Below are 20,615 nucleotides of genomic sequence, written 5' to 3'. Positions count from 1 at the left end.
AGCAACAATGGCGAACACTATCGGCGACGGCACGGCGGCAGGCGCGGTGGAATATCTGGACAGTATCGTATCGAAAGGCAGGGCGACCAATGGCGCCATCCAGCCGCTCAAGATCGCTTTTACCAAAGTGGTGTCGGCCGTAGACGGCCCCCAGTGGGGCGATACCAAGATACAGGATATCGACCCTGGCGACTACATGGCCCGCTTCGGCAATCTGACCCGCGGCACCTACACCGACCAAAGCCTGACGGCCTATCGCTCCCGCGTCTCCCGCGTCGTGGAGTGGTACAAGCTGTTCATGGAGCGCCCGGGCTGGATGCCGGAAATCCAGACGCGTTCGCCGCGTGTTTCCGCCAGCAAGCCGACCACGCCTGAAGCCATTCCTGTCCGCGACGGCGAAGTACACTCCTCTCAGCCCGCTCCGCAGGCGGCTATGGTGCCGTCAATCCCGATGGCGACGCCGGTAATGCCGCAAGGCGCCCTGATCGCTTTCCCCTTCCCCCTGGGTGGCGGAACGCTTGCAACTTTGAACTTGCCGTCCAGTATTACACGGAGCGATGCAGAGCGCCTTTCGGCCTTTGTGCAGACATTAGTAGTTGAGACACAGGATAAGCAGGACTAGTTGGCGATCCGTTGCCGCGTCGGCGTCGTCCAGGCACCGGAAGTGCCACGGAACTTGCGCAGGATCATAATCTCGACGTAGCTCTTGATAAAGACGCCGACAGAGATCCAGCGCAGCATGTAGATATACGGGAAGGCGCTCATGATGTCGAGCCGCCGCGCCAGCGAGGCTGTGTAGAACACCAGCCCAAGCGTCATGATGACATCAGCCAGAAAAGCGGTAGCCATCGTTAGCAGCAGCCCGTGCTTCAGGCCGGCCAGCGGGATGATCAAGCCGTAGCTGAACACCATCGACAGACAATTCAGCAGCTGGTACTGCAAGTAGATGTCCAGCTTGCTGGCGCGGGTACCGATGCGGTGGCGCTTGAAGCCCTGCAGTACGCCGCGGTTCCAGCGGGTAATCTGCCGGATGAAGTCGCGGACGGTGCCAGGGTCCTGCGTGTAGACCACGGCCCCTTCGATAAACTGGATCTTGCCCAGCTTCTGGCGGTGGACCTGCAAGGTGACATCAAAATCCTCGGCCAGGGCGCCGTTGTCAAAGCGGACTTTGTCGAAGATGTCTGCCCGGAAGCACGAGGTAGGCCCGGGAATAATCGGAATGGTACCGATCATATGCTGAAAGCGCCGTACCACCTCCATGCCGAACGTGTACTCGTAGACGCGGTAGGCGGAGATAATCGAGCCGCGCATACTCTTAACGTAGCCGGTCGCTGCGGCGGCTGTCGGGTCAAGCCGGGCACGGAAGTTGGCGAAGTAGTCGCCGGCAAACTGGCAGTCAGCGTCGACGACGTGGATCCACTCGTAACGGCTGGACAGCTTGAAGCGTTTGGCGCCACGGGTCAGAGCCAGGCCTTTGCCACTGTGCGCGACGGTAAGGACATTGCCGCGGCCCAGCAGATCGCGGGCAATTTCGGCAGTGCGGTCGGTCGACGCGTCGTCGACGACGTAGATGTGTTCCAGCGGCATGCCGGCCATGACGGCGGAGTGGATGGTGTTTTCAATCACCAGCTCCTCATTGTGAGCCGACATGATCAGGGCGAGCCACTGGCGGGCGGGTTTCTTGCCGAGGGTGGTCATAGTCTTCTCCTATTGCCTTTCGTAGCTATCCAGGACTTCATCCATGGTGACAGTGCGGATGCCACTGTCTTTTACGGCCTTCATTTGTGCATCCAGCTGCGCCGTAGTGACCGCGTACTGGCTGGGCGAGTTCTCGTCGACCTCGTGGTATACCAACACTGCCCAGGCGTTGAGACGCTTAGCTTCTTCGAGGTATTTCACTATCTGCTCGGTGGTCGTCGTGCGTTCGACGCTGAAAGCCTTGATCTGGTAGATGTTGAAGTTGTTGCGGTGATTATAGTCGTACTGGCCACGCCGGTTGATATCAACCTCGGTGTTGCGGTGTGAACGGTAGTGCTGCTTAATCACCTCAAGGTTGTGCGGCGTGTGTGAGTTGAGGGGCGTGGCAAAGTCGGTGACTTCGCGGCCGGTCAGCCGGGTCAGATCGGCTTTGGATTCGGCTACTTCACGCAGCAGCTTCGGGTCATCGACGGTGCGCAGATCGGCGTGTGAGACGGTGTGCGACTGGATATCATGGCCAGCCTTCTGTAGCGACAGTACCTGTTCTTTGCTGAGGTACTGCTGGTCGTCGAACTCACCTGAGAGGATGTACTGGGTGCTGCGGATGCCATACTTTTCCAGTATCGGTGCGCCGTTGCTGTAGATACTTTCCCAGCCATCATCAAAGGTGACGCTTACCAGGGGTTCGTCCCACAGCCTGGGCTCGGCCTGGGCACTGGCGATGACCGCCAGGTTGTTGACTGGCCGCTGGTCGGACGGCTGGAACGAATGCAGCCAGACGCCGTACGACATGAGCGGAGCCAATGTAAAAAGGAGGGCCGCCATAGACTTTACCATCGAGTTCAGCTGCTTCATGATAGGATGCTGCTGCTTGCTGTGCTCCGGATTGTAGGCAATCAGACGCTCAGTCGATATGGTGGTCGATTTCATGGTGGTCCTCCTTCTTACTTAGGGGGGTGCTAGAAAGTCCTAGCGAGTCTGGTTCTGGCGCTGCTTGCGGGCGTACAGGATACCCCAGGTCAGCATGCCGGCCAGGACGGACAGGGCCAGTGGCTGCAAGATGCTTGCGCCAGTGCTTGGCAGAACGGTGACTGCAGCGGTAGCGGCGCCTGCGCCCATGCCACCGACGATTGGTGCGTTATCGTACATGTCGTACATCTCCACTTACTTATGCTTATACTTTCAGTATACACCAAAATTTGCTTTTTGTCAAGTATATATCATAAATATGCTTATGATTAGGCACACTAAAACACCCCCGCGCGGTGCAACAGGGGTGAATTTAGCTGGTTGTAATGAAATGAGGATGAGGACGAGGTGTAAAATGCAGTAAAAACAGCCTTACTGCAGCCGCTTCCGGCCCTCCAAAGCATGTTTCAGCGTAATATGATCGGCATATTCCAGGTCAACGCCTACCGGCAGGCCGCGGGCCAGACGGCTGACCTCTACCTTTAGTCCCGCCTCCTCTATCTGGCGCTGTACGTACAGTGCTGTCGTCTCGCCTTCGACACTGGCATTGGTGGCCAGAATAACCTCGCGCACGCCATCATCGTAAATCCTGGCCAGCAGCTCGTTCACATGCAGCTGTTCCGGCTCGATACCGTCAATCGGGCTGATGGCGCCGCCCAGTACGTGGTAGGTGCCTTTGAACTGGCGGGTCTTTTCGATAGCGATGACGTCCAGCGGGTCTTCGACGACCGCCACCATCTGCTTGTCGCGGCTCTCGTCGCTGTAGAGCGAAGAAACGGTCTCGTCGGCATCAATCAGCGCGAATGTCTTGGGGCACAGCTTGACGCCGCCATGCAGCGATTGCAAAGCCCGTGCCAGCTGTGAACTGACGCGCGGATCGGCCTTGAACAGGCCATAGGCATACCGTTCGGCAGTACGCGGCCCGACGCCCGAGAGGTGGGCGAACTCATCAATGACGGCTTGCAGGGCTTTTGGCAGCAGGGTGCTCATTAGTACAGGGTGTCCCGCCCAGGGGCTACATGCCCAGGTTGCCTAGACCGCCCATCAAGGGCTTCATTTTCTCGGCAGCCAGCTGCTGGGCACGGTTCATACCTTCGCGGACGGCCAGCTCGACCCACTTTTCCAGCTCTTCGATATCATCCAGGTCGACGCGGTCCGGGTCGATGGTGACCTTTTTGAGCTTCAGTTCGCCCGTTACCTGGACGACGACGGCACCTTCGCCGGCTTCAACTTCGACGACTTCCTTGGCCAGCTCTTTCTGGGCCTTCTTCAGTTTCATTACCATCTTGGCTTGGTCGAACATGGGTAGTAATCCTCCACGGGAAATTATAGGGTTGGTATCAACTGCTACTATTGTAACAGAAGCGATTTACTTGCGATATATGCGGAAACGCAGGGCGTCACCCGGGCGGTCGTCGGCCAGGAAACGCGGCGTGACGTCTGGCAGCTCGCTGCTGACGGCTTTCTGCTGGTTGGCGGCGACGATCAGGATGGGCGTGTCGTCCTTGCCGGCCAGCTCGCTGGGAGCGATGACGCTCAGGTTGGGATAATTCTTCTGAAGCAGCGCATAAAACGGTTTCTGGTCGCTGCCGACGACGATGGTGCCGCTTTGTAATACCGGCTGGCTGTCGAGCTTGTGCTTGATAAGCGTAATGTCGCCGTCGTACGCCAAGCGGACCTGTTCGGCGCGGGCCAGGCCGTGGAAATAACGGGTGTAGTGGAACTGCACCATGACCATCAACAGCAGCGCCAGCGGGAACAGGGCCATGATCCGGGCGTAGGGGTTGCGTGGGAACAGCGAATACCAGTTGCTGATGAAGGCGTGCAGGCCGAAGATGACCAGCAGCTTGATCGGCACGAACAACAGGGCGAACGGCGCATCCGGCACGAAGATGAACAACACAAGTGACACCCCTAGCAGCAGCACGGTGATGGCGTAGCGGATATTGCCGAAATGGCGGAAGGACTTATAGAGCCCATAGAGCGCCAGAAGCAGGCCGGGCAGGCTGAGGGCGGGAATCAGCAGGCGCTCATCGTTGGGCACCAGGCTGAAAAGGCTCTGCAGCAGGAAGTGAAGATGTTCCTGTGTCTGGGCGGCGGAGGCTAGCTGGGTGGCACCGATGAGTTCGAAGGCCTGTTGGGGATGCTTGTATATACCGTATACCAGCGGCGCGATGACAGCGGCGAAGGTCAGGCCGCCCAGCGTCAGCGTCCCCTGCCCGACCTCCTCGAGCAAGCCGCGCGACTGCCGGGAGAGTGCCATGCCGATGCCCATGACGATCAGGATGATGGCAAAGAACGGCGTGTACAGCGACAGCCCCGCCACCAGGCAGAACAGCCAGAACCAGAATTGCTGCCCCTTGCGCTGGCGGTTGACCAGGGCGGCGGTGGCCAGCAAGGCGGCTGTCCATAGGCTATAGACGATATCGGGGTTGCCAGCCCGGCTTTCCATCAGGAACTGGCTGGCGGTGACGGTCAGGATGGTGCCGACGACGGCGGTGTTCTGGCCGAACCACTGGCGCAGCAGTACGAAGACGGCAGCGGCCATCAGCATTGCCAGGATGATCGACGGAAGACGTATGCCGAGTGCCGACGGTCCGAAGACGCCGAGGCTGGCCTTCTGCAGCAGGTAGTATGGTACGTTGACGAACGAGGCGCTGTCAATGGACAGGCTACCCGCGGCGATGGCGCTGCCGATCTCTTCACGGTTGAAGCCGGGTGGGACCGAGCCGAGCTGCCAGCTGGTCATGGCGACGCCGAAACCTATCAACAGGATCATCCCGACGATATAACGGTAGCGATAGAGGACTAATTCTTTGAGCGTGCCGATGCGCATAAACTGTCACCCATTATAGCATCAGGCCGGTGCTTTTCGCCCAAGTCGGCCTAAAAAAGCGCTATTCGTCGTGGCCGGCGTGACTGGTGTCGAGTGACATGAAACGCAGCCGCTCCGGGTGGAAGTACAATTCGATGCGGCCGACCGGGCCGTTACGGTGTTTGGCGATAATCAGGTCGGTGATGTTCTGGCGGTCGGTCTCCGGATTGTAATACTGCTCGCGGTAGATGAACATGACGATATCGGCGTCCTGCTCGATGGAGCCCGATTCACGCAGGTCGGCCAGCTGTGGGATCTGCGGCGTGCGTGTCTCAACGGTACGGCTGAGCTGGCTCAGGGCGATCAGCGGTACGTCAAGTTCGCGGGCCACCAGCTTGAGGCCGCGCGAGATCTCACTCACCTCCTGGACACGGTTGCTCTGGTTGCCGGAACTGCTGCCGCTCATCAGCTGCAGATAGTCGATGATGATCAGGCCCAGGGGTTGGTCGTGGGCGATGCGGCGGGCTTTGGTGCGCATTTCTAGGACGGTCAGGCCCGGGGTGTCATCGATGTATATCGGTGCTTCGGCCAGTTCGCCCATGGCATGCGACAGCTTCTCAAAATCCTCATCAGTCAGGTTGCCGGTGCGGATGGCCCACGAGTCGACGTTGGCAGCGTCGGCCAGCATACGGTTAACCAGCTGTTCCTTGCTCATCTCAAGGCTGAAGAGGATAACCGGCTTCTTCTCTTTGGTGGCGACGTTGTAGGCCAGGTTGGTCACCAGCGTCGTCTTGCCCATGGCCGGCCGGGCCGCCAGGATGATGAGGTCGCTGCGCTGCAGGCCGGCGGTCTTGGCATCAAGGTCGCGCCAGCCGGTGCGGACGCCGCGCAACTGGCCTTTGTTGCGGTGCAGTTCATCGAGGCGCTCAAAACTCTCGTTGAGAATCTCGGCGATGCTGGTGACGTCCTGCTTGACGTTGGTCTCCGAAACAGCGAAGAGTTCGGCCTCGGCCTTGCCCAGCAGTTCCTGGATGTTGCTGTCTTCGTCAAAGCTGTACTCGGCGATCTCGCTGCTGGCCTTGATGAGCCGGCGGCGGGTAGCCTTCTGCGAGACGATTTCGGCGTAACTTTCGGCGTGGGCAGCCGTGGGTACGGAGGTGGTCAGATCGGCCAGGTAGCCCGGTCCGCCAATGTCATCAAGCTCCTCCTTGTTCTTGAGGGCTTCGGTCAAGGTCAGCAGGTCGACCGGCTTGTGCTGCTCGAAGAGGCGGATCATGGCGCCGAAAATGATTTCGTGCCGCTTGTCGTAAAAGTCGCGGGGCCGGACGATACTGCTGATCTCGGCCAGGATATCCTGGTCGATCAGTACGGCACCCAAAAGGCTCACCTCGGCATCAAGGCTTTGGGGTGGCAGTTTGCCGGCGCTGTTTTTTGGCTTCGGCTTGGTGCCGTAGCGGCTGTCGTTGTCTCGTGAATATGCCATGGTGGTCTCGTTATGCGCTGTATTGTACCATCTCGCCGCCGCCCATGACGTCCAGGACCGATTCGGCCTCCGGCGTCGGCGGCAGGGCCTGGGTCAGCGGCTCGGCCGGAGTGACGTTGCTGTCGACACTGACAGTCACCTCGAAGTGGGCGATGTTGGTGATGGCCGCCACGGCTTTGCCGAATGCGAGCTTGTGTCTGGCCTGTTCCAGCTGATTCTTGTGGATGGCATATTTGCAGGTCATGCCCAGCCCTCCGTTGACCTCAGCGATGGCGACGGTCTTAAGGATGCCGACCAGCGCCGGACTGTCGGCCTTGATTGTTTCCAGAATGTTGCCCCAGCGCTGCTGGATAAGTGAAAAATCAAAATTGACTGCCGGGCCGGTCATGGCGGCGGTGACGGCGGTGGCACTGTCCTCGGTCTCCTCCTCTTCCTCGACGGGCAAGGCTTTTTTGCGGCTGGACGAGGATGTACGGGCGACGGGTGGCGGTGGCGGCGCGGCGGGCGTGGCCGGAGTGGAGGCCGGCACTGATGAGGCTGGGGCTGGAGCCGGCGAAGCGGCGCGGGCCGGTGTTGCTGACCGTGGCGCGGGGGCTGCGGCCGGCGCACTGGCACTGGCGGCAACCGGCTGGCCTGCGGGCAATAGCGCCAGCAGCAGGCTGGCGGCCGGGTGGCTGCTACGGGCAACATGTACCAGACCGTCCAACATATGCCGGGCAGCCGGCTGGCTGGCTGCCAGCTGCATGCAGTGGCGGATGAGTTGCAGGGCAAGCGTCGCCGGGCTGATGCCGCGGGCTTCCAGCTGCTTGAGCTGGGCTGCGACGGCAGTGGCATCGCCTCCCAATGCGGCTTCGGCCAGTTCGCTGATAGCGGCACGCGGCGGCAGGCCGAGCAACCTTGCCACGGCCTGTTCATCAATCGTCTGGCCAGGGCTGGCCAGACCGCGCACCTGGTCGAGCAGGCTGACGCTGTCGCGGAAGCTGCCGTCGCCATGCTCGGCAATCAGTGACAGGGCATCGTCGTCCAGGCTGATCTGCTCTTTTTCGGCCAGCGTGCGCAGATGGCCGGTGATAATCTCCGGACTCGGCGCATGAAACGCGAACCGCTGCGTCCGGCTGGTAATGGTGGCGGGCAATTTATGAAGTTCCGTCGTGGCGAGGATAAAGACCACATGCGCCGGTGGCTCTTCGAGTGTCTTGAGCAAGGCGTTGAAGCTCTCGGTGGTTAGCATGTGTACCTCATCGATGATGTACACCTTGTACGGCGCGCTGGTGGGCGCGATGTGGACCTTCTCGCGCAGGTCACGGACGTCTTCGACGCGACGGTTGCTGGCGGCATCGATCTCGATGATGTCGAGGTGCGGTGTGTCGCTATACTCAAGGTTGTTGATGGCATGGGCCAGTATACGGGCAACACTTGTCTTGCCGACACCCCGCGGACCGGTGAACAAATATGCATGACTGACTGCACCACGTTGCACGGCTTGCACAAGCGTTGACGTGATGTGCTCCTGTCCGACCAGTTCATCGAACGAGCGCGACCGGTATTTGCGGTATAAAGCTTGACCCATAATCAACCTTCATTGTACGTCCCGGACAGCAAAAACGGTAGAGTTAGCGGGCGGTTTGGCCTCGTCAAATGTACATCAGGCGGCACTGCGCCACGACAAAAAAACGGCCGCAGGGCCGTTTTCATAGGAGTATTGCTAGAGACCGGCTTCGATGGCAGCCCACTCGGCATCTTCATTATCCTCGGGGATAATGACGCTGACCTGGTCGCCCACCTTGGCTTTGAAGTAGGTGACACTGGCCAGCAGGACGCGGTATTCGCGGCCGCCGACTTCGACGAAGTACGCGCCGTCGTGCTGCATGAGCGTACCGATGACCTGCTTGCGGGCGACCGGGCCGATCTGCTTATAGATGAAGCTGCCGTCGTCGGCAATGCTGAGCTTGAGGATGTCGCCTTCCACCAGCTTGGATTTGCTGGCGTAGTTGGCGGGTACCGGATAGCTTTTGCCGTCCGGACCGATCATCGACTGGCCGTCAAAGACGCCTTCGATCACCTTGCCGGCGACTTCTTCCCTGTTTGAGCTGACTGCCGATTGGTCGTCACCCACCAGGCTGATCAACAGCTCTTTGGCAGCGGCCAGGTTGGTCTCGGCTTCCTGTAAAAGCGCGCGCAATCGCTTTACTTGTTTTTCTGGTAATTCAGACATGGCTCGCAGATTCCTTTTGTCTGTTTTATATGGTAATACTGCCGTGATTGTATCATTGACTATATTATTCGTCAAGATACGCTAGTGTCTACAGGGGTCGCGACTACGCTAGCGGTGGATATCCGGCCTGTCTGGGCGACGTAATTGGTGAGCAGATGGTAAAAGAAGACCAGGTCGCGGCGGTAGATCCACTCGTTGTCGCTATGGGCGCCGTGACCGCTCGGACCGGTGACGATACAGGGGATATGATGCTCAGCGAACCAGCGGGCATCGGTGGCGCCAAGTGATTTTTGGTACCGCGGGGCAACACCGCTGTCCAGTAGCGCCTTGACATAGTCCATGACCATCGGGTGATTGCTGTCGAGGTGGACCGGCGCACCGTATGCCAGGTCGGTCACTTCCAGGCCGTAACTTCGGGTCATGTCAAGCAGGGTCGTCTCATACAGTTCAATCTCATCCTGCTCGAACGCCCGGAAATCAAGCGTCATGCTGGCGCTGGAAGGAATCTGGGAAACGAATTTGCCGGCGTTGAAGTTGGTGATGCTCAGGGTCGGGCCGTACATGGCGTCCGAAGGATAGAGGGCCTTCAGTTCTGCGCCGACTGTCATCAGGCTGTCGATAGGATTGACCGTCTCCCAGGGGCGCGAGCCGTGTGCACCGTTGCCACGGGCGGTCAGTTGCTTGATGCGCAGACCCTTGGCCATCTCCTCAATTGTCCAGTGGTCGCGGTAATCGGGAATCAGGGCCAGGCTGGTCCGCCACCCCTGCTCCAACAACAGGCGGACACCATCAAAGCCGCCGGTTTCCTCGTCGGTCGTGAACATGACGCCGATATCAAGTGCCGCAAGATGCTCGGCGTTGTCCTTGAGATACTCGAGGTATACCGCTGCCGCATATTTCATGTCCCAGACGCCACGGCCGTACAGTTTTTCCTCATCGGTGCGCATTTCGAATTGGCCGCCGCTGGCCGCCACGACATCCACATGCGCTACCAGCAGGAGCTTGGGGCGCATAGTCTGACGTGTGGTCGCTACCAGCCAAGGGTGGTCGCCGGTCAGGTCGGCGGTCACGTACAGGCCGAGCGGCGTCAGCTGCTCGTGGATATAGCTAATAATCCGGCGACAGGCTTCGGGGTCGTAACTATCGCTCGGAATTGACACCAGCTCCGCCAGTGTCCGCTCCAAATTCTGTTGTAGGTGTTTCATAAAAAAGTCTTATTAATGATAGCATGGACACGAAAAACCGCCCTCTCAATGCGTCGCCGTACAGGGCATCACCAGTGGTGATACTCAGTTGGCACGCTGAGCGGACGGTCTTCGTCGTCTATGTACCCGTCGTCCGGCTGGCCGTGGCGCGGGCTTTCTGGTCAGAAATGTGTTGATGATCTAGTCGCGGTAAGGGCGGATTAGCTCAGTTCAACGGTAGCGCCGGCAGCTTCCAGGGCTTTCTTGGCTTCTTCTGCCTCGTCCTTGCTGACCTTTTCCTTGATCGGGCTTGGTGCGTTGTCTACCAGACCCTTGGCTTCACCGAGGCCAAGACCGGTCAGCTCTTTGACGGCCTTGATGACGGCTACCTTCTGAGCACCGGCGTCCTTGAGGGTGACGGTAAATTCGGTCTTTTCGTCTTCAGCGGCACCAGCGTCGCCACCGGCAGCAGGAGCTGCTACGGCTACGGCTGGAGCAGCGGCGCTAACGCCCCAGTGGTCTTCGAGGTGCTTGACGATCTGGCTGATTTCCAAAGCACTCAGCTTGTCGAGTGCGTCGACGATCTTCTGCATGTCTGCGGTCAGTTCTACGGGTTTCTTGTCTTCGTCCATGATGTTCTCCAAATGATCGGCGTTTTCACGCCGGGGTTAAACTTACGGTGATAGCGGTGCCGCCATGAGGCGGACCGGATAGGATGCTGCTAAGCCTCCAGCTGCTCTGCGCGCGCCTTGAGGGCGAACAGAACACTGCGGACATTGCCCGACAGGACACCGACCACACCGGAAAGCGGTGCGGCGATGGTGCTGACCAGCATGCCACGCAGCTGATCCTTGGTGGGCAGATCGGCCAGGGCTTTGACGCTAGCCGTGTCGAGGGCTTCGCCGGTGCCGGTAAAGCCGGCTACCAACTGCAGGGCTGGCTGTTTCTTGGCGAACTGGGCCAGGACCTGAGCGGGGGCGACTTCGTCCTCGCTGCTGATGGCGTAGACCAGCTGGCCCTTGAGAAGCGACGTGTCGGTGTTCTCAAAGCCCGGGGTCTGGCTCATGGCGACGCGTACCAGGCGGTTCTTGACCACCTTGATCGTGACGCCGGCCACGGCAGCGGCGCGGCGAAGCTGCTGCAGTTCGGCAACGGTGACGCCGGCGTACGTGGCGCAGGCGGTCATCTTGCTTTCAGCAAGCAGTTCGGCAAATGCAGCAACCTGGGTCTGTTTCGTGTCTTTTGAAATTGCCACGGTATGCTCCTTTGATAATTGCTACGGTTAAATTCTGACCAGATTGTCAATGAACGATTGCGGTGTTCTGCTTGTAAAAACAAAACGCCTCTGGTTTTCACCAAAGACGGAAGATCGCGATGGCCTGCGAAGGCCGGACGCATCACCTCGGTAGCATATTAAGCTGGCATACGCCCGCTGCTACTGTCTCTGGCAAAATACTGGCGTTCATTGTAGGTGATTAAGACACATCTGTCAAGGTGATGTTGGCGCGGCAATTCACAGACATTGCATGGGGTATGTGAAATCGGTCTATACCGATTTCAGCCTAACGCTTAATGAGACTTCCAGTGGAAGTCTCATTAAAAAGTGCCCCCATGTAATGACTGGGAATTGCCGCGCCAGCCCGTGCCATAGTGGTATCACCTGCAATGAACCGTGCCATCGAAGGTCGTGGGCGGTGCTAGAATGCTTTGAAAATGGAACGCCCGCCCATGCATCCCGAGGGAGTACATGGACGGGCTTGTGCCGCGACTGTCAGCCGCGGCGGCTGGCGCGACGGGCACGGCGACGCCGCCGGTCGCGGCGCTGCTTCCGCAGCCGAAGGGCCGCCTGGACCCGCTCGCTCTCCGTCAGGGAGGACGCCCGTCCGGGCAGTGCCCCGGCGAAGCGCAGCGTGGCGCCGAGACCGCCGCTCAGGGCCGACCCGGCGCTGTTGAGGCGCTCGACGACGACCACGCGGACGGCCCGCTTCTCGGCGGTGTCGTCCGTGGTGGTGACGTCGTTCGCGTCGGCGGTGGCGGTGTCCTTGGCGAGGCCCGTGCGCAGCCGGCTCGTGAGCCGGGCGTCGCGGACGGCGCGCAGCACTCCGAGGACGCGGGCGCCGCCACCCCGCAGGTCGAGGACCTGCACCTTGACGGTGTCGTCCGTCTCCTGGCCAGGAACCGCAGGGGCTGCCCGCCAGATGCCGGTCGCCTGCCGCTGGTCCAGCCGGCGGATGACCGTGCGCTCCAGGATCCAGCCGATGCCCACGCCGGCCACTGCGAAGAGCGTCAGGCGTGCGGCGCGGGCCGTGCCGGAGCGGCCTTCACCGCGGTGGGTGATGGACTCCGGGACGACGAGCGCCGAGGCGGCACCGTCCGGGATGGCCGGACTGGTCTCGCTCAGTGAGGTTGCCATGTTAGCATTGCTCCTAACGTGAGGGAAACTGCTATGACTGGCCTACTCTACAACTTTTCATGTGAAAAAGCAATGCTATATTTGACACAGATTATTGCACTTGCTACAATGCCGCCAGTATGAGTGCCACTTCTACTCACTACTCCGTGAACATGTACGTCAAGCAAGACGTTATTCTCGCACGCCTTTTTACCATTGCATGCGACCACGGGGAGTGAGACTAGACGCCCGATAATCTACAACCAGAAGACCAAACGAGCTCACTCCCCATCAAAGGAACAAGCTCGTTTTTTTAAACCGCCGCGTCACCGACCCCACTTTCGACGCTACGCCGCCACGGCCGCCCGCCGTGAGGCAAACGCAGGCACGCGCGTTTGCCTCACGCTGGGCTACCCACCGGTACCCAGAGTCACGTCGCCCATCTAAACAGCTTTCGCCCACAAGGCAGAGAGTAGTTTTGGGCACCCGTGTTGACAATTTGGGAGAAGCAACAGTGGCAAGCAAGCCGAAGGCGCGCAAGATCCAGGGACCGATGCGGTCCCAGCTCGAGAAGGTCGCCGCCCAGGCGCGGCGCCGACCGCTCGATCTGATGGCCCTCATCGCCAGCGTCGACAAGGCGCAGGGCCAGATCGGTTCCGACCGCAAGCTCCTGTTGGACCTGCTGCCTGATGACGATTCAACCATCGACGCCGCAACTATCGTCGGCCTGATTGGCACGTTCGAGGCCATCGTCAGGTTCGCTGGTGATCCTAATGCCCGCGATGAACTGCTCGACCGTTGCGGCCGTGCAGCTGAAACGCTGGGTGGTTGGGATAGTTTGCTGGCAGTAGTGCCAGCGTCCGCCCAGCTCGCCGTCCGCAGTGTCCGGCCCCGCCCCCGGCAGGCAGGACACGCCCGTCCGCGCGACCGCCGTCATCACCGGCACAGCGCCTGATAGGTACTGCCGCACCACTGCTCAACCTGTAACCAGTCACTTCCGTCACGGAGGGGTTTCAATCATGGAAGACAGCATGCAGATGTACACCGACCGGCTCGAGACCGCGACAGCTGCCGCGGAGCTCATTCTCCGTGGCGAGTTCTTCGAAGCTCGGCAGCGGGTGACCGTCCTGGCTCTCGCCCATGACGTTCACTGGCGCACCATCACCACCTACGTCGTGCGGCGGCTGCGCGAGCTGGCCAGGCGGTCGGCTGAGGATGCAAGCCTCATGAACCCGTGGGGCGAGTTCTGGCTGCGCCTGATGCCGTACTACGGTGTCTGTGCCGCCCCGCCGGAGCCCGGCATCGTCAACAAGATGGGCATGTACGACCAGTTCTATGCCCGCCTGCTGGTCGCGCTGGGTGTCGCCGACCGCGACCTTCAGCACCTCTACCGGTTCAGCTGGGCATCGCGGCGGCAAGCTGCAATCGCCCGCTTTCTGACCGGATGGCCCGAGGGGCAACACCCGCTCGAGGCCATCGCTGCCTTCGAATGTGAGGCCGTGGCCTAGCGGTTACCCCCGCGCGCCGCACCATGGCCGTCCGGCGGTGTCCCAGGGGCGATCCCCCTGGCCCGCCGGACGGCGAACGTCCACATGAATGGCTCCGCTTCTCCCAGTCATTTACCCCTTATCTTCCTGCGTGCTATTTTTTTTAATCTTTAATCATCTGTTCATGAAAGTGTATTAGTATGACCCTTGTCAGCGAGCCATTACCCCTAGCCGGGCCGTTAGAGACGGCGCCACCACTTCCCCTTCCAGACGTCCTGGTCCGGCCTGAACGTCCCGAGCATGCCGAGTCGCAGGAGTTTGGCACGGTCGCTGAGTTCCTTTTGGAATACAAGGCGTACGTCGACCTGTTGGTCGAGAACGGCGTCATCACCCAGCCTGCCGCCGTCGCCATGCAGCGGGTCTTCAGGACGCACGGCGTCGCCCATAGCCTCGGCCTGACCGAGATGCCGTCCGACTACGATACGACGCTGTCATTCGAGCTGCCCGACATCGAGGAATATCATACCGGCTTCGCCCGCTACGAGAATCCGGATTTCCTGTTTATCTACCCGCCGTCGCGCCGGCAGGACTACGCCCCGCTAGTCGCCAGCTACCGGAATGGCGATGAGGTCATCTCTGATGTCTACATCATTCCGCTACAGTACGATCCGCAGCTTGGCGGCGAAGAGCTGGCGGTCGGCCTGTTCGCGTCGGCTGTCAAAGAAGGAGAAGCTGGTCTTGCCTACGACATGATACGCCAATCGCTCGAGGCCGACAGCAAAGGCACCGAACCGCTCGTCAGGCCCTTGCCGGTCATCACGGTCGTTGCCGACCGCGGTACTGATACGACGGCGTCACTCTATGTCCGGTTGCAGGGGGCCCTGCAGTAAGCTCAGTACTCATCATTGCTGACTTCGGCGACACCCGTCTTGTAGGCATTGCCGGAAATCAGGAGCGAGATGACATCTTTGCAGGAAGTAAAGTACTTCTCTTTGCCCCGGAGTTCTGTGCGCGTCAGCCAGTGGTTTTCGCCGCCGCCCCACTCATTGCTGAGTTCGCCTTTTAGGCGGTAGGCTTCAAGAACTACGAACAGCCGGTCGCGTACCAGCGTGCCGTCTTCCGTCTTGATGTCCTGCTGGCGGTAAAATGCCTTGACACGGAACTTGGCCGTCAGTCCCGTCTGCTTCAAAAACTCGCGGGCGGCCGTATCTTCCGGTGCCTCGCCCCACTGCATCGGACCGCTCAAAAAGCCCCAGTAGCCACGGAACGGGCTGCGTGCGCGCTGCTGCACCAGATAGCGCAACGATCCCGAGTCGTCGGATCTGGCCGCAACCATCAATAGTGATAGTTTCGGCTGCTTCAGGGCGGCTTGCTGGGCGGTATCCAGGCTGTTTGCAAATTCCTTGCCGTCACGCGTCAGGCCGTACTCGCCACTTTCAAGCTTCTCGACATAGCCGCGGCTGACCAGCTTACGTAGGTAGAACTTAAAGCTGTCGCTTTCCAGATCGGTGTGGGAGCGGAGGACGCTATAGCGGGCGGTGGCCTGGCGGCGGAGCGTGTCCAGAATAGTGACGTGTACCTTGTGCAGTTCCATGAATAGTCCTTTGCAGTATGGCTTAATGATATTGACGGTATGACAAGGGTAGTATATTACCCTAGAATTTAGCATTGCCCTGCGCGAAGATGGCGTTAGTAACAGTATAACCGCACAGAGGAGTAAGTAAACATGAGTGAGACACTCGCGCCATCAGGACATGCCGACCGCCAGAGAGATGTGCAGAAATTTGTTGATAGCCTAGAGGCCGAGGGCCGCCTGACGCCCGCCGTCAAAGATTCCGCCACCCTGGCAATCGACATCCGCCGCCGTCACGACGTCGTCATCTACCTTGCCGGTGCGTTGACCGGCATGCCCGAGACCGTCAAGCACCGTTACGAACAGCTGCACCGTATCATCGGCAGCTATAGCCTGGAAGGCGCTACGATGTTCGGCTACGCGCCACATCTCTTTGGCACCGATCCGGTGGCCCACCCCGATGTCACGCCCGCCGAAGTCCGCGATATCGACCACATGTTCGCAGCTGTCGTGCCCGATTATCACATCAACTGCCTTGACCCTGTGGCCCACGGCAACGCCATCGAGGAAGCCTGGGCTGAAGCTGCCGGCATCCCATCACTCTACCTGGCGCACCAGGACACCAGGCTTTCGCGCCTGACCCGTGGTATGCGTAATATCGCCGGCACGGTTACCTATGAAGACTTCACTGACGACGCCCTGCCTGCGGTCAGGCAGTTCCTGGACGGCATCCAGGCCGAACGTCTTGGGCGGTCAGACTGATACTTACTGCAGGCCAAGCCGCTGCTGTACCACCTGCCAGACCTGTTGGCGGATGACTTCGATGGGCTCCAGCGTCCCGTCCCGCATACAGTCGATACGGGCAAACTCCTGCGGATACAGCTGACAAAGTTCCTCAAAGTTGCGCTTGGCCAGCTCCAGATGGTTCGCGTCGGCTTCATGCAGGTCACGCTTCATGGTGGTGTAACTTCTGGCGGCCTTCTTGTCGACGTTCTGTTGTGAGATGCTGGCAGGCACCGACAGCACGATATTGAGGTCGGGCCGCGGTATACCCAGGATGTCATACTCTATCTGCTTGAGCTCTTCGTAAAAATCGCTGCGCCGGCGCGCGTCATCCATGCCCGCCGCCTGGTGGGCCAGGTTTGAGGCGACGTAGCGGTCGGCAACGACCACCTGCCCGTCGGCAAGGGCCGTCCTGATGTGTGCCGCTGCCGCAAAACGGTCAAGCGCATAGGCCAGGCTGACCAGCTCGGGCGCCTGGGTGCCCACGGCCCCGAAACTGCCGTTAAGATACTGTTCGACCAGGCGGGCCGACGGCGTGCCGTACTGCGGAAAGCTGACGGGCATGACTGCGTATCCCCCGGCCTGCAGCCGTTCCAGCAACAGCTTCGCCTGGGTCGCTTTGCCGCTGCCATCGCCGCCTTCGATAGCGATGAAACGTCCTTTAATCTTGTGGCGAGCCATGCCTGTCGCTTTCCTCGTGGACGGCAAAGCCGTACTTGTACTGCTTGTTCTTGGGCTTCTTCAATTCTATCGGTTGTTCGCGCTTGTCGCGGTAGGCCCGGGGCAGCATGTCTTCCGGTTCCCAGGCGGCGACCAGCTTCTCGATGTCCGTCTCAGAAGTCGTCTGGTACTTGCCGCTCAGGTTTGAGTACTCTCCCTTGACCTCGCCGGTATGATAAAAGACCACCTGTGCGATCCGCTCGCCCACCGGCAGGACGATGCGGTGGTGTTGATTGAGGTTATAAATCTCCATCGTCCATCGGTTGATATAGCCCGGGTCTCCCCAGCCGGCATCAAAACAGACGGCCAGTCCGTTGCGCCCCCAGGTACTGCGCGACTGCATACTGCTGGTGCCCGGCGCTTTGATGCCGATGAATTCATGGGTGTGTGCCAGGATACGCTCCCCTGGTTCCAGCACGATGATCAGCTGTTTCTTGGGAATATTTTTCAACAGCTTGATACCGGCATCCTCGCACCACTCATGGTGCGGAATGGCCCGCTGGGCAGCGCTGAAATACTTATTCACCTCGGCTTCATTGAACGGGTTATAGATATCGTGGCGGCTGCGCCGGTCGGTGCGGAAGTACCATTCCCCTAGCGTCACATCGATGCTGCTGCCGTTGATGTGCTTGGCGTTGTACGGATGGAAGACGATGTGCCCTTCCTTAATGGCCTCGTGTAGCTCGGTATTGCTGAAGACGGACATAAGCGTATGGTGGCGGTGGTGCGCCGGTACTCCCTCTCTTTATTCATTACCATGATACACGAGATGAGGGCCAAAAAAAATATGCGGTCAGCAATTTGCCAACCGCACACTTTTCATGTGAAATATGCTTACGCTTTACAGCCGCAGTATTCCTAGAGACTCGTCAGATCCACCTTGATGCCGGGGCCCATGGTGGTGGCCGCCGAGACAGCGGTGATGTAGTTGCCCTTCAGGCCGCTTGGCTTGACAGCCTGCAGGCTGGCAAAGAAGGCTTTGGCGTTCTCGGTCAGCTTGTCGCCGCCGAAGGATACCTTACCGACACTGATGTGGACGATCGACTGCTTGTCGACGCGGTACTCAACGCGGCCGGCCTTGGCTTCCTGGACGGCCTTGGCAACGTTGGTGGCGACGGTGCCGCTCTTGGGGTTCGGCATCAGGCCGCGCGGACCCAGGGTGCGGGCGTACTTGCCCAGTTTTGGCATCTGCTGCGGAGTGGCGATGAGGATGTCGAAGTTCAGCTCACCTTTGTCCAGCTGCTGCAGGAAATCGTCCTCACCGACGATATCAGCACCGGCCTCTTTTGCGGCGGCGTGCTGGTCGCTTGGCGCAAAGACGGCCACGCGGATGGTCTTGCCGGTGCCGTTGGGCAGGCTGACGGTGGTGCGGATGTTCTGGTCGGCCTGGCGCGGGTCGACGTTCAGGGCGACGTGCAGCTCGACGGCGGCGTCAAACTTGCTAGGGTTGGTCTTGGCGGCCAGCTCGAGGGCTTCGGCAAGAGAATAGGCCTTGTCTTTCTCAACCAGTTCGGCTACCTTGCGGTAAGATTTGCCACGGCGCTCGAGGCGGCTGCGGGTAACTGGGCGCGGGCCCTTGGTTTCAGCGGCTTCGTGCTCGCCCTGGGCAGTGGTGTCGCCAGCTTCCTTGCGGGCTTCCTTCTCGGCCTTTTCCTCGGCTTCTTTCAGCGACTTGGCGCTGCGTTTGCCGGCCTTGGCGGTGCCTTCTTTTTCGTCGGCAGCGGCTGGCGCGGCGACGTCGACGGCGCTGTCCTGGTTCTCGACGGCGACGACTACGTCGGCTTCCTGGTTCTCGATGTTTTCAACCAGGTCTTCTTTGTTCTTGGCTTCTGCCATGATGATATCTCCTTCGTGGTGCGTGCGGCGGGCGCGTGGCCTGCGCCACCGTGCTTCCGCCTCCCACAAATTAGTTGATGTTAGAGGTAAATTATACCGGAGCTGCTTAGTCAACGACTTCAACGCCCATCGAACGGGCGGTGCCGGCGATGGTCTTGACGGCGGCGTCAAGCGTGTTGGCGTTGAGGTGCTCCATCTTGCTCTCGGCAATCTTTTCCAGCTGGGCGCGGGTGATCTTGCCGATCTTGTCAGCCTGTGGCTTGCCGGAGCCCTTCTTGGCACCGATGGCTTCCATGATGGCTTCGTCAACCGGCTGGCCGAGGCTCTTCCAGGTGAAGGACTTGTCTTCAAAGACCTGGATGTGCACGATGACACTCTTGCCTGCCAATTCCTTGGTAGCGTCGTTGAACGGGTTGATGAATTCCATCATGTTCAGGCCCCACTGACCCAGTACGGAACCCACGGGCGGCGCTGCGGTAGCGCGGCCGGCTGGTACCTTGAACTTGATGTTTCCGATTACTTTTTTTGCCATGTAGAATTTACTCCCTGAGTACGTAACCTGCTAATCATACTACAACTGAGCCGATTTGTCTAGAAAATGAAAAACCCGCCACGGCCGCGCGGCGGCGGGCTTTTCGTGGCGGGTTACGTGGTGTAGAGCGCGATCATCTCGCGCTCGATGTGGCCCTCGGGCAGCTGCTCGCTGAGCAGCGTGAGGAGGTGCTTGACGAGCTCTGCCGCGGCGGCTTCACTGAAGCTCTTGGCGGCCAGCTGCAGCAGGTAGGCGCGCAGGTCCTCGACGCTGTCGAAGCCCTGGAACACATCCTCGGGCGAGCTGGTGCCGTCCTGCTCCGCCAACGCGACCGCCTGGTCCAGCGGAACGGCTTCGGCCTGCAGCATCATCAGGAACTTGGTGGTAGCGAGACCGCTGCCGCCGGAGTCCTCCACCAGATAGAAGTACTGGCGCGGATCATCGTGCCGTGTCTTGACCTGGTATGGCATGGTCGCTCCTTGCTTCTTGGCGGGTGGTCAGACGTACTGCCCGGTGGGCGGCACGTCCGGGTGGTCGGGCGGCAGTGCGTCGTAGACGCTCTGCATCAGGACGCGCAGCATCCGCTGGGCTTCATCTTCATTGCCCAGGCGCCTGCGGGCTTCGGCCAGCAGGTGTTCGCACAGCGCATCGATGCCGTCCAGCTCGACGAACTGGTGGTCGGCCGTGCTCGGCGTGCCGAGCCACCTGTCCAGCAGCGAGCTGACTCCCGCCAGCTGCTTGGGTACGGTGACCAGCTCCTGCGCGACGGCCAGGGCTCCCTCGCCCTCGAGCGTTGAGATGTCGATCATCACAGTGGCCGGATTGGTGCGTGCCAGGTAGAGCATGGCTCCCTTTCTCGCAAACGGGTTCAGCGTTAGATACTATATCATGAAAATAGTAAAAGACAATACAACAACGAAAAGAGCCC

Annotated in this window: 26 protein-coding genes; 6 read left to right on the top strand and 20 right to left on the bottom strand. The window is 60.0% G+C overall.

Annotated elements, in window-relative coordinates; genetic code table 11:
* Positions 1-7 precede the first annotated feature (7 nt).
* A complete protein-coding gene (locus tag JNJ66_04100; GenBank protein ID MBL8159614.1) occupies positions 8-622 on the top strand; it encodes a hypothetical protein in 615 nt (204 codons plus the stop codon).
* Here the strand turns inward: JNJ66_04100 and JNJ66_04095 are convergent.
* From JNJ66_04095 to JNJ66_04050, 10 genes are all read right to left on the bottom strand, one after another.
* Positions 619-1,698 carry a glycosyltransferase gene (locus tag JNJ66_04095; GenBank protein ID MBL8159613.1) on the bottom strand — a complete coding sequence of 360 codons (1,080 nt, stop codon included), beginning with the start codon at positions 1,696-1,698 and terminating at the stop codon, positions 619-621. The genes JNJ66_04100 and JNJ66_04095 overlap by 4 nt on opposite strands.
* Positions 1,699-1,707: 9 nt before the next feature.
* Complete coding sequence (locus tag JNJ66_04090; GenBank protein ID MBL8159612.1) at positions 1,708-2,628, bottom strand: polysaccharide deacetylase family protein; 921 nt, start codon at positions 2,626-2,628, stop codon at positions 1,708-1,710.
* Between the two features lie 39 nt (positions 2,629-2,667).
* A complete protein-coding gene (locus JNJ66_04085) occupies positions 2,668-2,847 on the bottom strand; it encodes an LPXTG cell wall anchor domain-containing protein (GenBank protein MBL8159611.1) in 180 nt (59 codons plus the stop codon).
* Between the two features lie 192 nt (positions 2,848-3,039).
* Positions 3,040-3,657 carry a recombination protein RecR gene (gene recR, locus JNJ66_04080; GenBank protein ID MBL8159610.1) on the bottom strand — a complete coding sequence of 206 codons (618 nt, stop codon included), beginning with the start codon at positions 3,655-3,657 and terminating at the stop codon, positions 3,040-3,042.
* A 25-nt stretch (positions 3,658-3,682) separates the two neighbouring features.
* Complete coding sequence (locus tag JNJ66_04075; protein MBL8159609.1) at positions 3,683-3,970, bottom strand: YbaB/EbfC family nucleoid-associated protein; 288 nt, start codon at positions 3,968-3,970, stop codon at positions 3,683-3,685.
* 66 nt (positions 3,971-4,036) lie between these two features.
* Positions 4,037-5,503, bottom strand: coding sequence for a glycosyltransferase family 39 protein (locus tag JNJ66_04070; GenBank protein MBL8159608.1), 1,467 nt, complete (start codon positions 5,501-5,503; stop codon positions 4,037-4,039).
* A gap of 61 nt (positions 5,504-5,564) precedes the next feature.
* On the bottom strand, positions 5,565-6,965 hold the full coding sequence (gene dnaB, locus JNJ66_04065) for a replicative DNA helicase (protein MBL8159607.1): 1,401 nt from the start codon (positions 6,963-6,965) through the stop codon (positions 5,565-5,567).
* A 10-nt stretch (positions 6,966-6,975) separates the two neighbouring features.
* Positions 6,976-8,535: a DNA polymerase III subunit gamma/tau gene (dnaX, locus tag JNJ66_04060; GenBank protein MBL8159606.1), complete on the bottom strand. Its 1,560-nt coding sequence runs from the start codon at positions 8,533-8,535 to the stop codon at positions 6,976-6,978.
* Between the two features lie 135 nt (positions 8,536-8,670).
* Positions 8,671-9,180 carry a hypothetical protein gene (locus JNJ66_04055; GenBank protein ID MBL8159605.1) on the bottom strand — a complete coding sequence of 170 codons (510 nt, stop codon included), beginning with the start codon at positions 9,178-9,180 and terminating at the stop codon, positions 8,671-8,673.
* 71 nt (positions 9,181-9,251) lie between these two features.
* Entirely contained in the window at positions 9,252-10,385 is a 1,134-nt protein-coding gene (locus tag JNJ66_04050; GenBank protein ID MBL8159604.1) for a M20/M25/M40 family metallo-hydrolase, read from the bottom strand.
* A gap of 23 nt (positions 10,386-10,408) precedes the next feature.
* Here JNJ66_04050 and JNJ66_04045 point away from each other — a divergent pair, with 23 nt between their 5' ends.
* Positions 10,409-10,561 carry a hypothetical protein gene (locus tag JNJ66_04045; GenBank protein ID MBL8159603.1) on the top strand — a complete coding sequence of 51 codons (153 nt, stop codon included), beginning with the start codon at positions 10,409-10,411 and terminating at the stop codon, positions 10,559-10,561.
* 24 nt (positions 10,562-10,585) lie between these two features.
* Here JNJ66_04045 and rplL read toward each other — a convergent pair whose 3' ends face one another.
* The 3 genes from rplL to JNJ66_04030 form a co-directional block, all read right to left on the bottom strand.
* A complete protein-coding gene (rplL, locus tag JNJ66_04040; protein ID MBL8159602.1) occupies positions 10,586-10,957 on the bottom strand; it encodes a 50S ribosomal protein L7/L12 in 372 nt (123 codons plus the stop codon).
* A gap of 128 nt (positions 10,958-11,085) precedes the next feature.
* On the bottom strand, positions 11,086-11,619 hold the full coding sequence (locus JNJ66_04035; GenBank protein MBL8159601.1) for a 50S ribosomal protein L10: 534 nt from the start codon (positions 11,617-11,619) through the stop codon (positions 11,086-11,088).
* A gap of 516 nt (positions 11,620-12,135) precedes the next feature.
* Positions 12,136-12,777 (bottom strand): hypothetical protein, encoded by a 642-nt coding sequence (locus tag JNJ66_04030; GenBank protein ID MBL8159600.1) that lies wholly within the window; start codon positions 12,775-12,777, stop codon positions 12,136-12,138.
* A 493-nt stretch (positions 12,778-13,270) separates the two neighbouring features.
* On the opposite strand from JNJ66_04030, the gene JNJ66_04025 reads away from it, so the two are divergent.
* The 3 genes from JNJ66_04025 to JNJ66_04015 all read left to right on the top strand — a co-directional run bounded on the left by JNJ66_04025 (position 13,271) and on the right by JNJ66_04015 (position 15,133).
* Positions 13,271-13,711, top strand: a complete 441-nt coding sequence (locus JNJ66_04025) for a hypothetical protein (protein MBL8159599.1) — start codon at positions 13,271-13,273, stop codon at positions 13,709-13,711.
* A gap of 64 nt (positions 13,712-13,775) precedes the next feature.
* A complete protein-coding gene (locus tag JNJ66_04020; GenBank protein ID MBL8159598.1) occupies positions 13,776-14,264 on the top strand; it encodes a hypothetical protein in 489 nt (162 codons plus the stop codon).
* A gap of 179 nt (positions 14,265-14,443) precedes the next feature.
* Positions 14,444-15,133, top strand: coding sequence for a hypothetical protein (locus tag JNJ66_04015; GenBank protein MBL8159597.1), 690 nt, complete (start codon positions 14,444-14,446; stop codon positions 15,131-15,133).
* Positions 15,134-15,135: 2 nt separating this feature from the next.
* Here JNJ66_04015 and JNJ66_04010 read toward each other — a convergent pair whose 3' ends face one another.
* The gene (locus JNJ66_04010; GenBank protein MBL8159596.1) at positions 15,136-15,837 is read right to left on the bottom strand and encodes an NUDIX domain-containing protein; all 702 of its coding nucleotides are present in this window, start codon (positions 15,835-15,837) and stop codon (positions 15,136-15,138) included.
* A gap of 132 nt (positions 15,838-15,969) precedes the next feature.
* On the opposite strand from JNJ66_04010, the gene JNJ66_04005 reads away from it, so the two are divergent.
* Positions 15,970-16,578, top strand: coding sequence for a hypothetical protein (locus JNJ66_04005; protein MBL8159595.1), 609 nt, complete (start codon positions 15,970-15,972; stop codon positions 16,576-16,578).
* 3 nt (positions 16,579-16,581) lie between these two features.
* Here JNJ66_04005 and JNJ66_04000 read toward each other — a convergent pair whose 3' ends face one another.
* The 6 genes from JNJ66_04000 to JNJ66_03975 all read right to left on the bottom strand — a co-directional run bounded on the left by JNJ66_04000 (position 16,582) and on the right by JNJ66_03975 (position 20,532).
* Positions 16,582-17,280: a thymidylate kinase gene (locus JNJ66_04000; protein MBL8159594.1), complete on the bottom strand. Its 699-nt coding sequence runs from the start codon at positions 17,278-17,280 to the stop codon at positions 16,582-16,584.
* On the bottom strand, positions 17,261-18,025 hold the full coding sequence (locus JNJ66_03995) for a deoxycytidine triphosphate deaminase (protein MBL8159593.1): 765 nt from the start codon (positions 18,023-18,025) through the stop codon (positions 17,261-17,263). Before JNJ66_03995 ends, JNJ66_04000 begins: the two co-directional genes overlap by 20 nt.
* Before the next feature lie 152 nt (positions 18,026-18,177).
* Positions 18,178-19,155, bottom strand: a complete 978-nt coding sequence (gene rplA / locus JNJ66_03990; GenBank protein MBL8159592.1) for a 50S ribosomal protein L1 — start codon at positions 19,153-19,155, stop codon at positions 18,178-18,180.
* A gap of 106 nt (positions 19,156-19,261) precedes the next feature.
* On the bottom strand, positions 19,262-19,687 hold the full coding sequence (gene rplK, locus JNJ66_03985) for a 50S ribosomal protein L11 (protein MBL8159591.1): 426 nt from the start codon (positions 19,685-19,687) through the stop codon (positions 19,262-19,264).
* 113 nt (positions 19,688-19,800) lie between these two features.
* Positions 19,801-20,157, bottom strand: a complete 357-nt coding sequence (locus tag JNJ66_03980) for a hypothetical protein (GenBank protein MBL8159590.1) — start codon at positions 20,155-20,157, stop codon at positions 19,801-19,803.
* 27 nt (positions 20,158-20,184) lie between these two features.
* Positions 20,185-20,532: a hypothetical protein gene (locus tag JNJ66_03975; protein MBL8159589.1), complete on the bottom strand. Its 348-nt coding sequence runs from the start codon at positions 20,530-20,532 to the stop codon at positions 20,185-20,187.
* Between the last annotated feature and the right edge of the window lie 83 nt (positions 20,533-20,615).

The organism is Candidatus Saccharibacteria bacterium, from assembly GCA_016789455.1.
Lineage (GTDB): Bacteria > Patescibacteriota > Saccharimonadia > Saccharimonadales > Saccharimonadaceae > CAIJKY01.
This window is presented reverse-complemented; position numbering and strand designations above follow the sequence as displayed.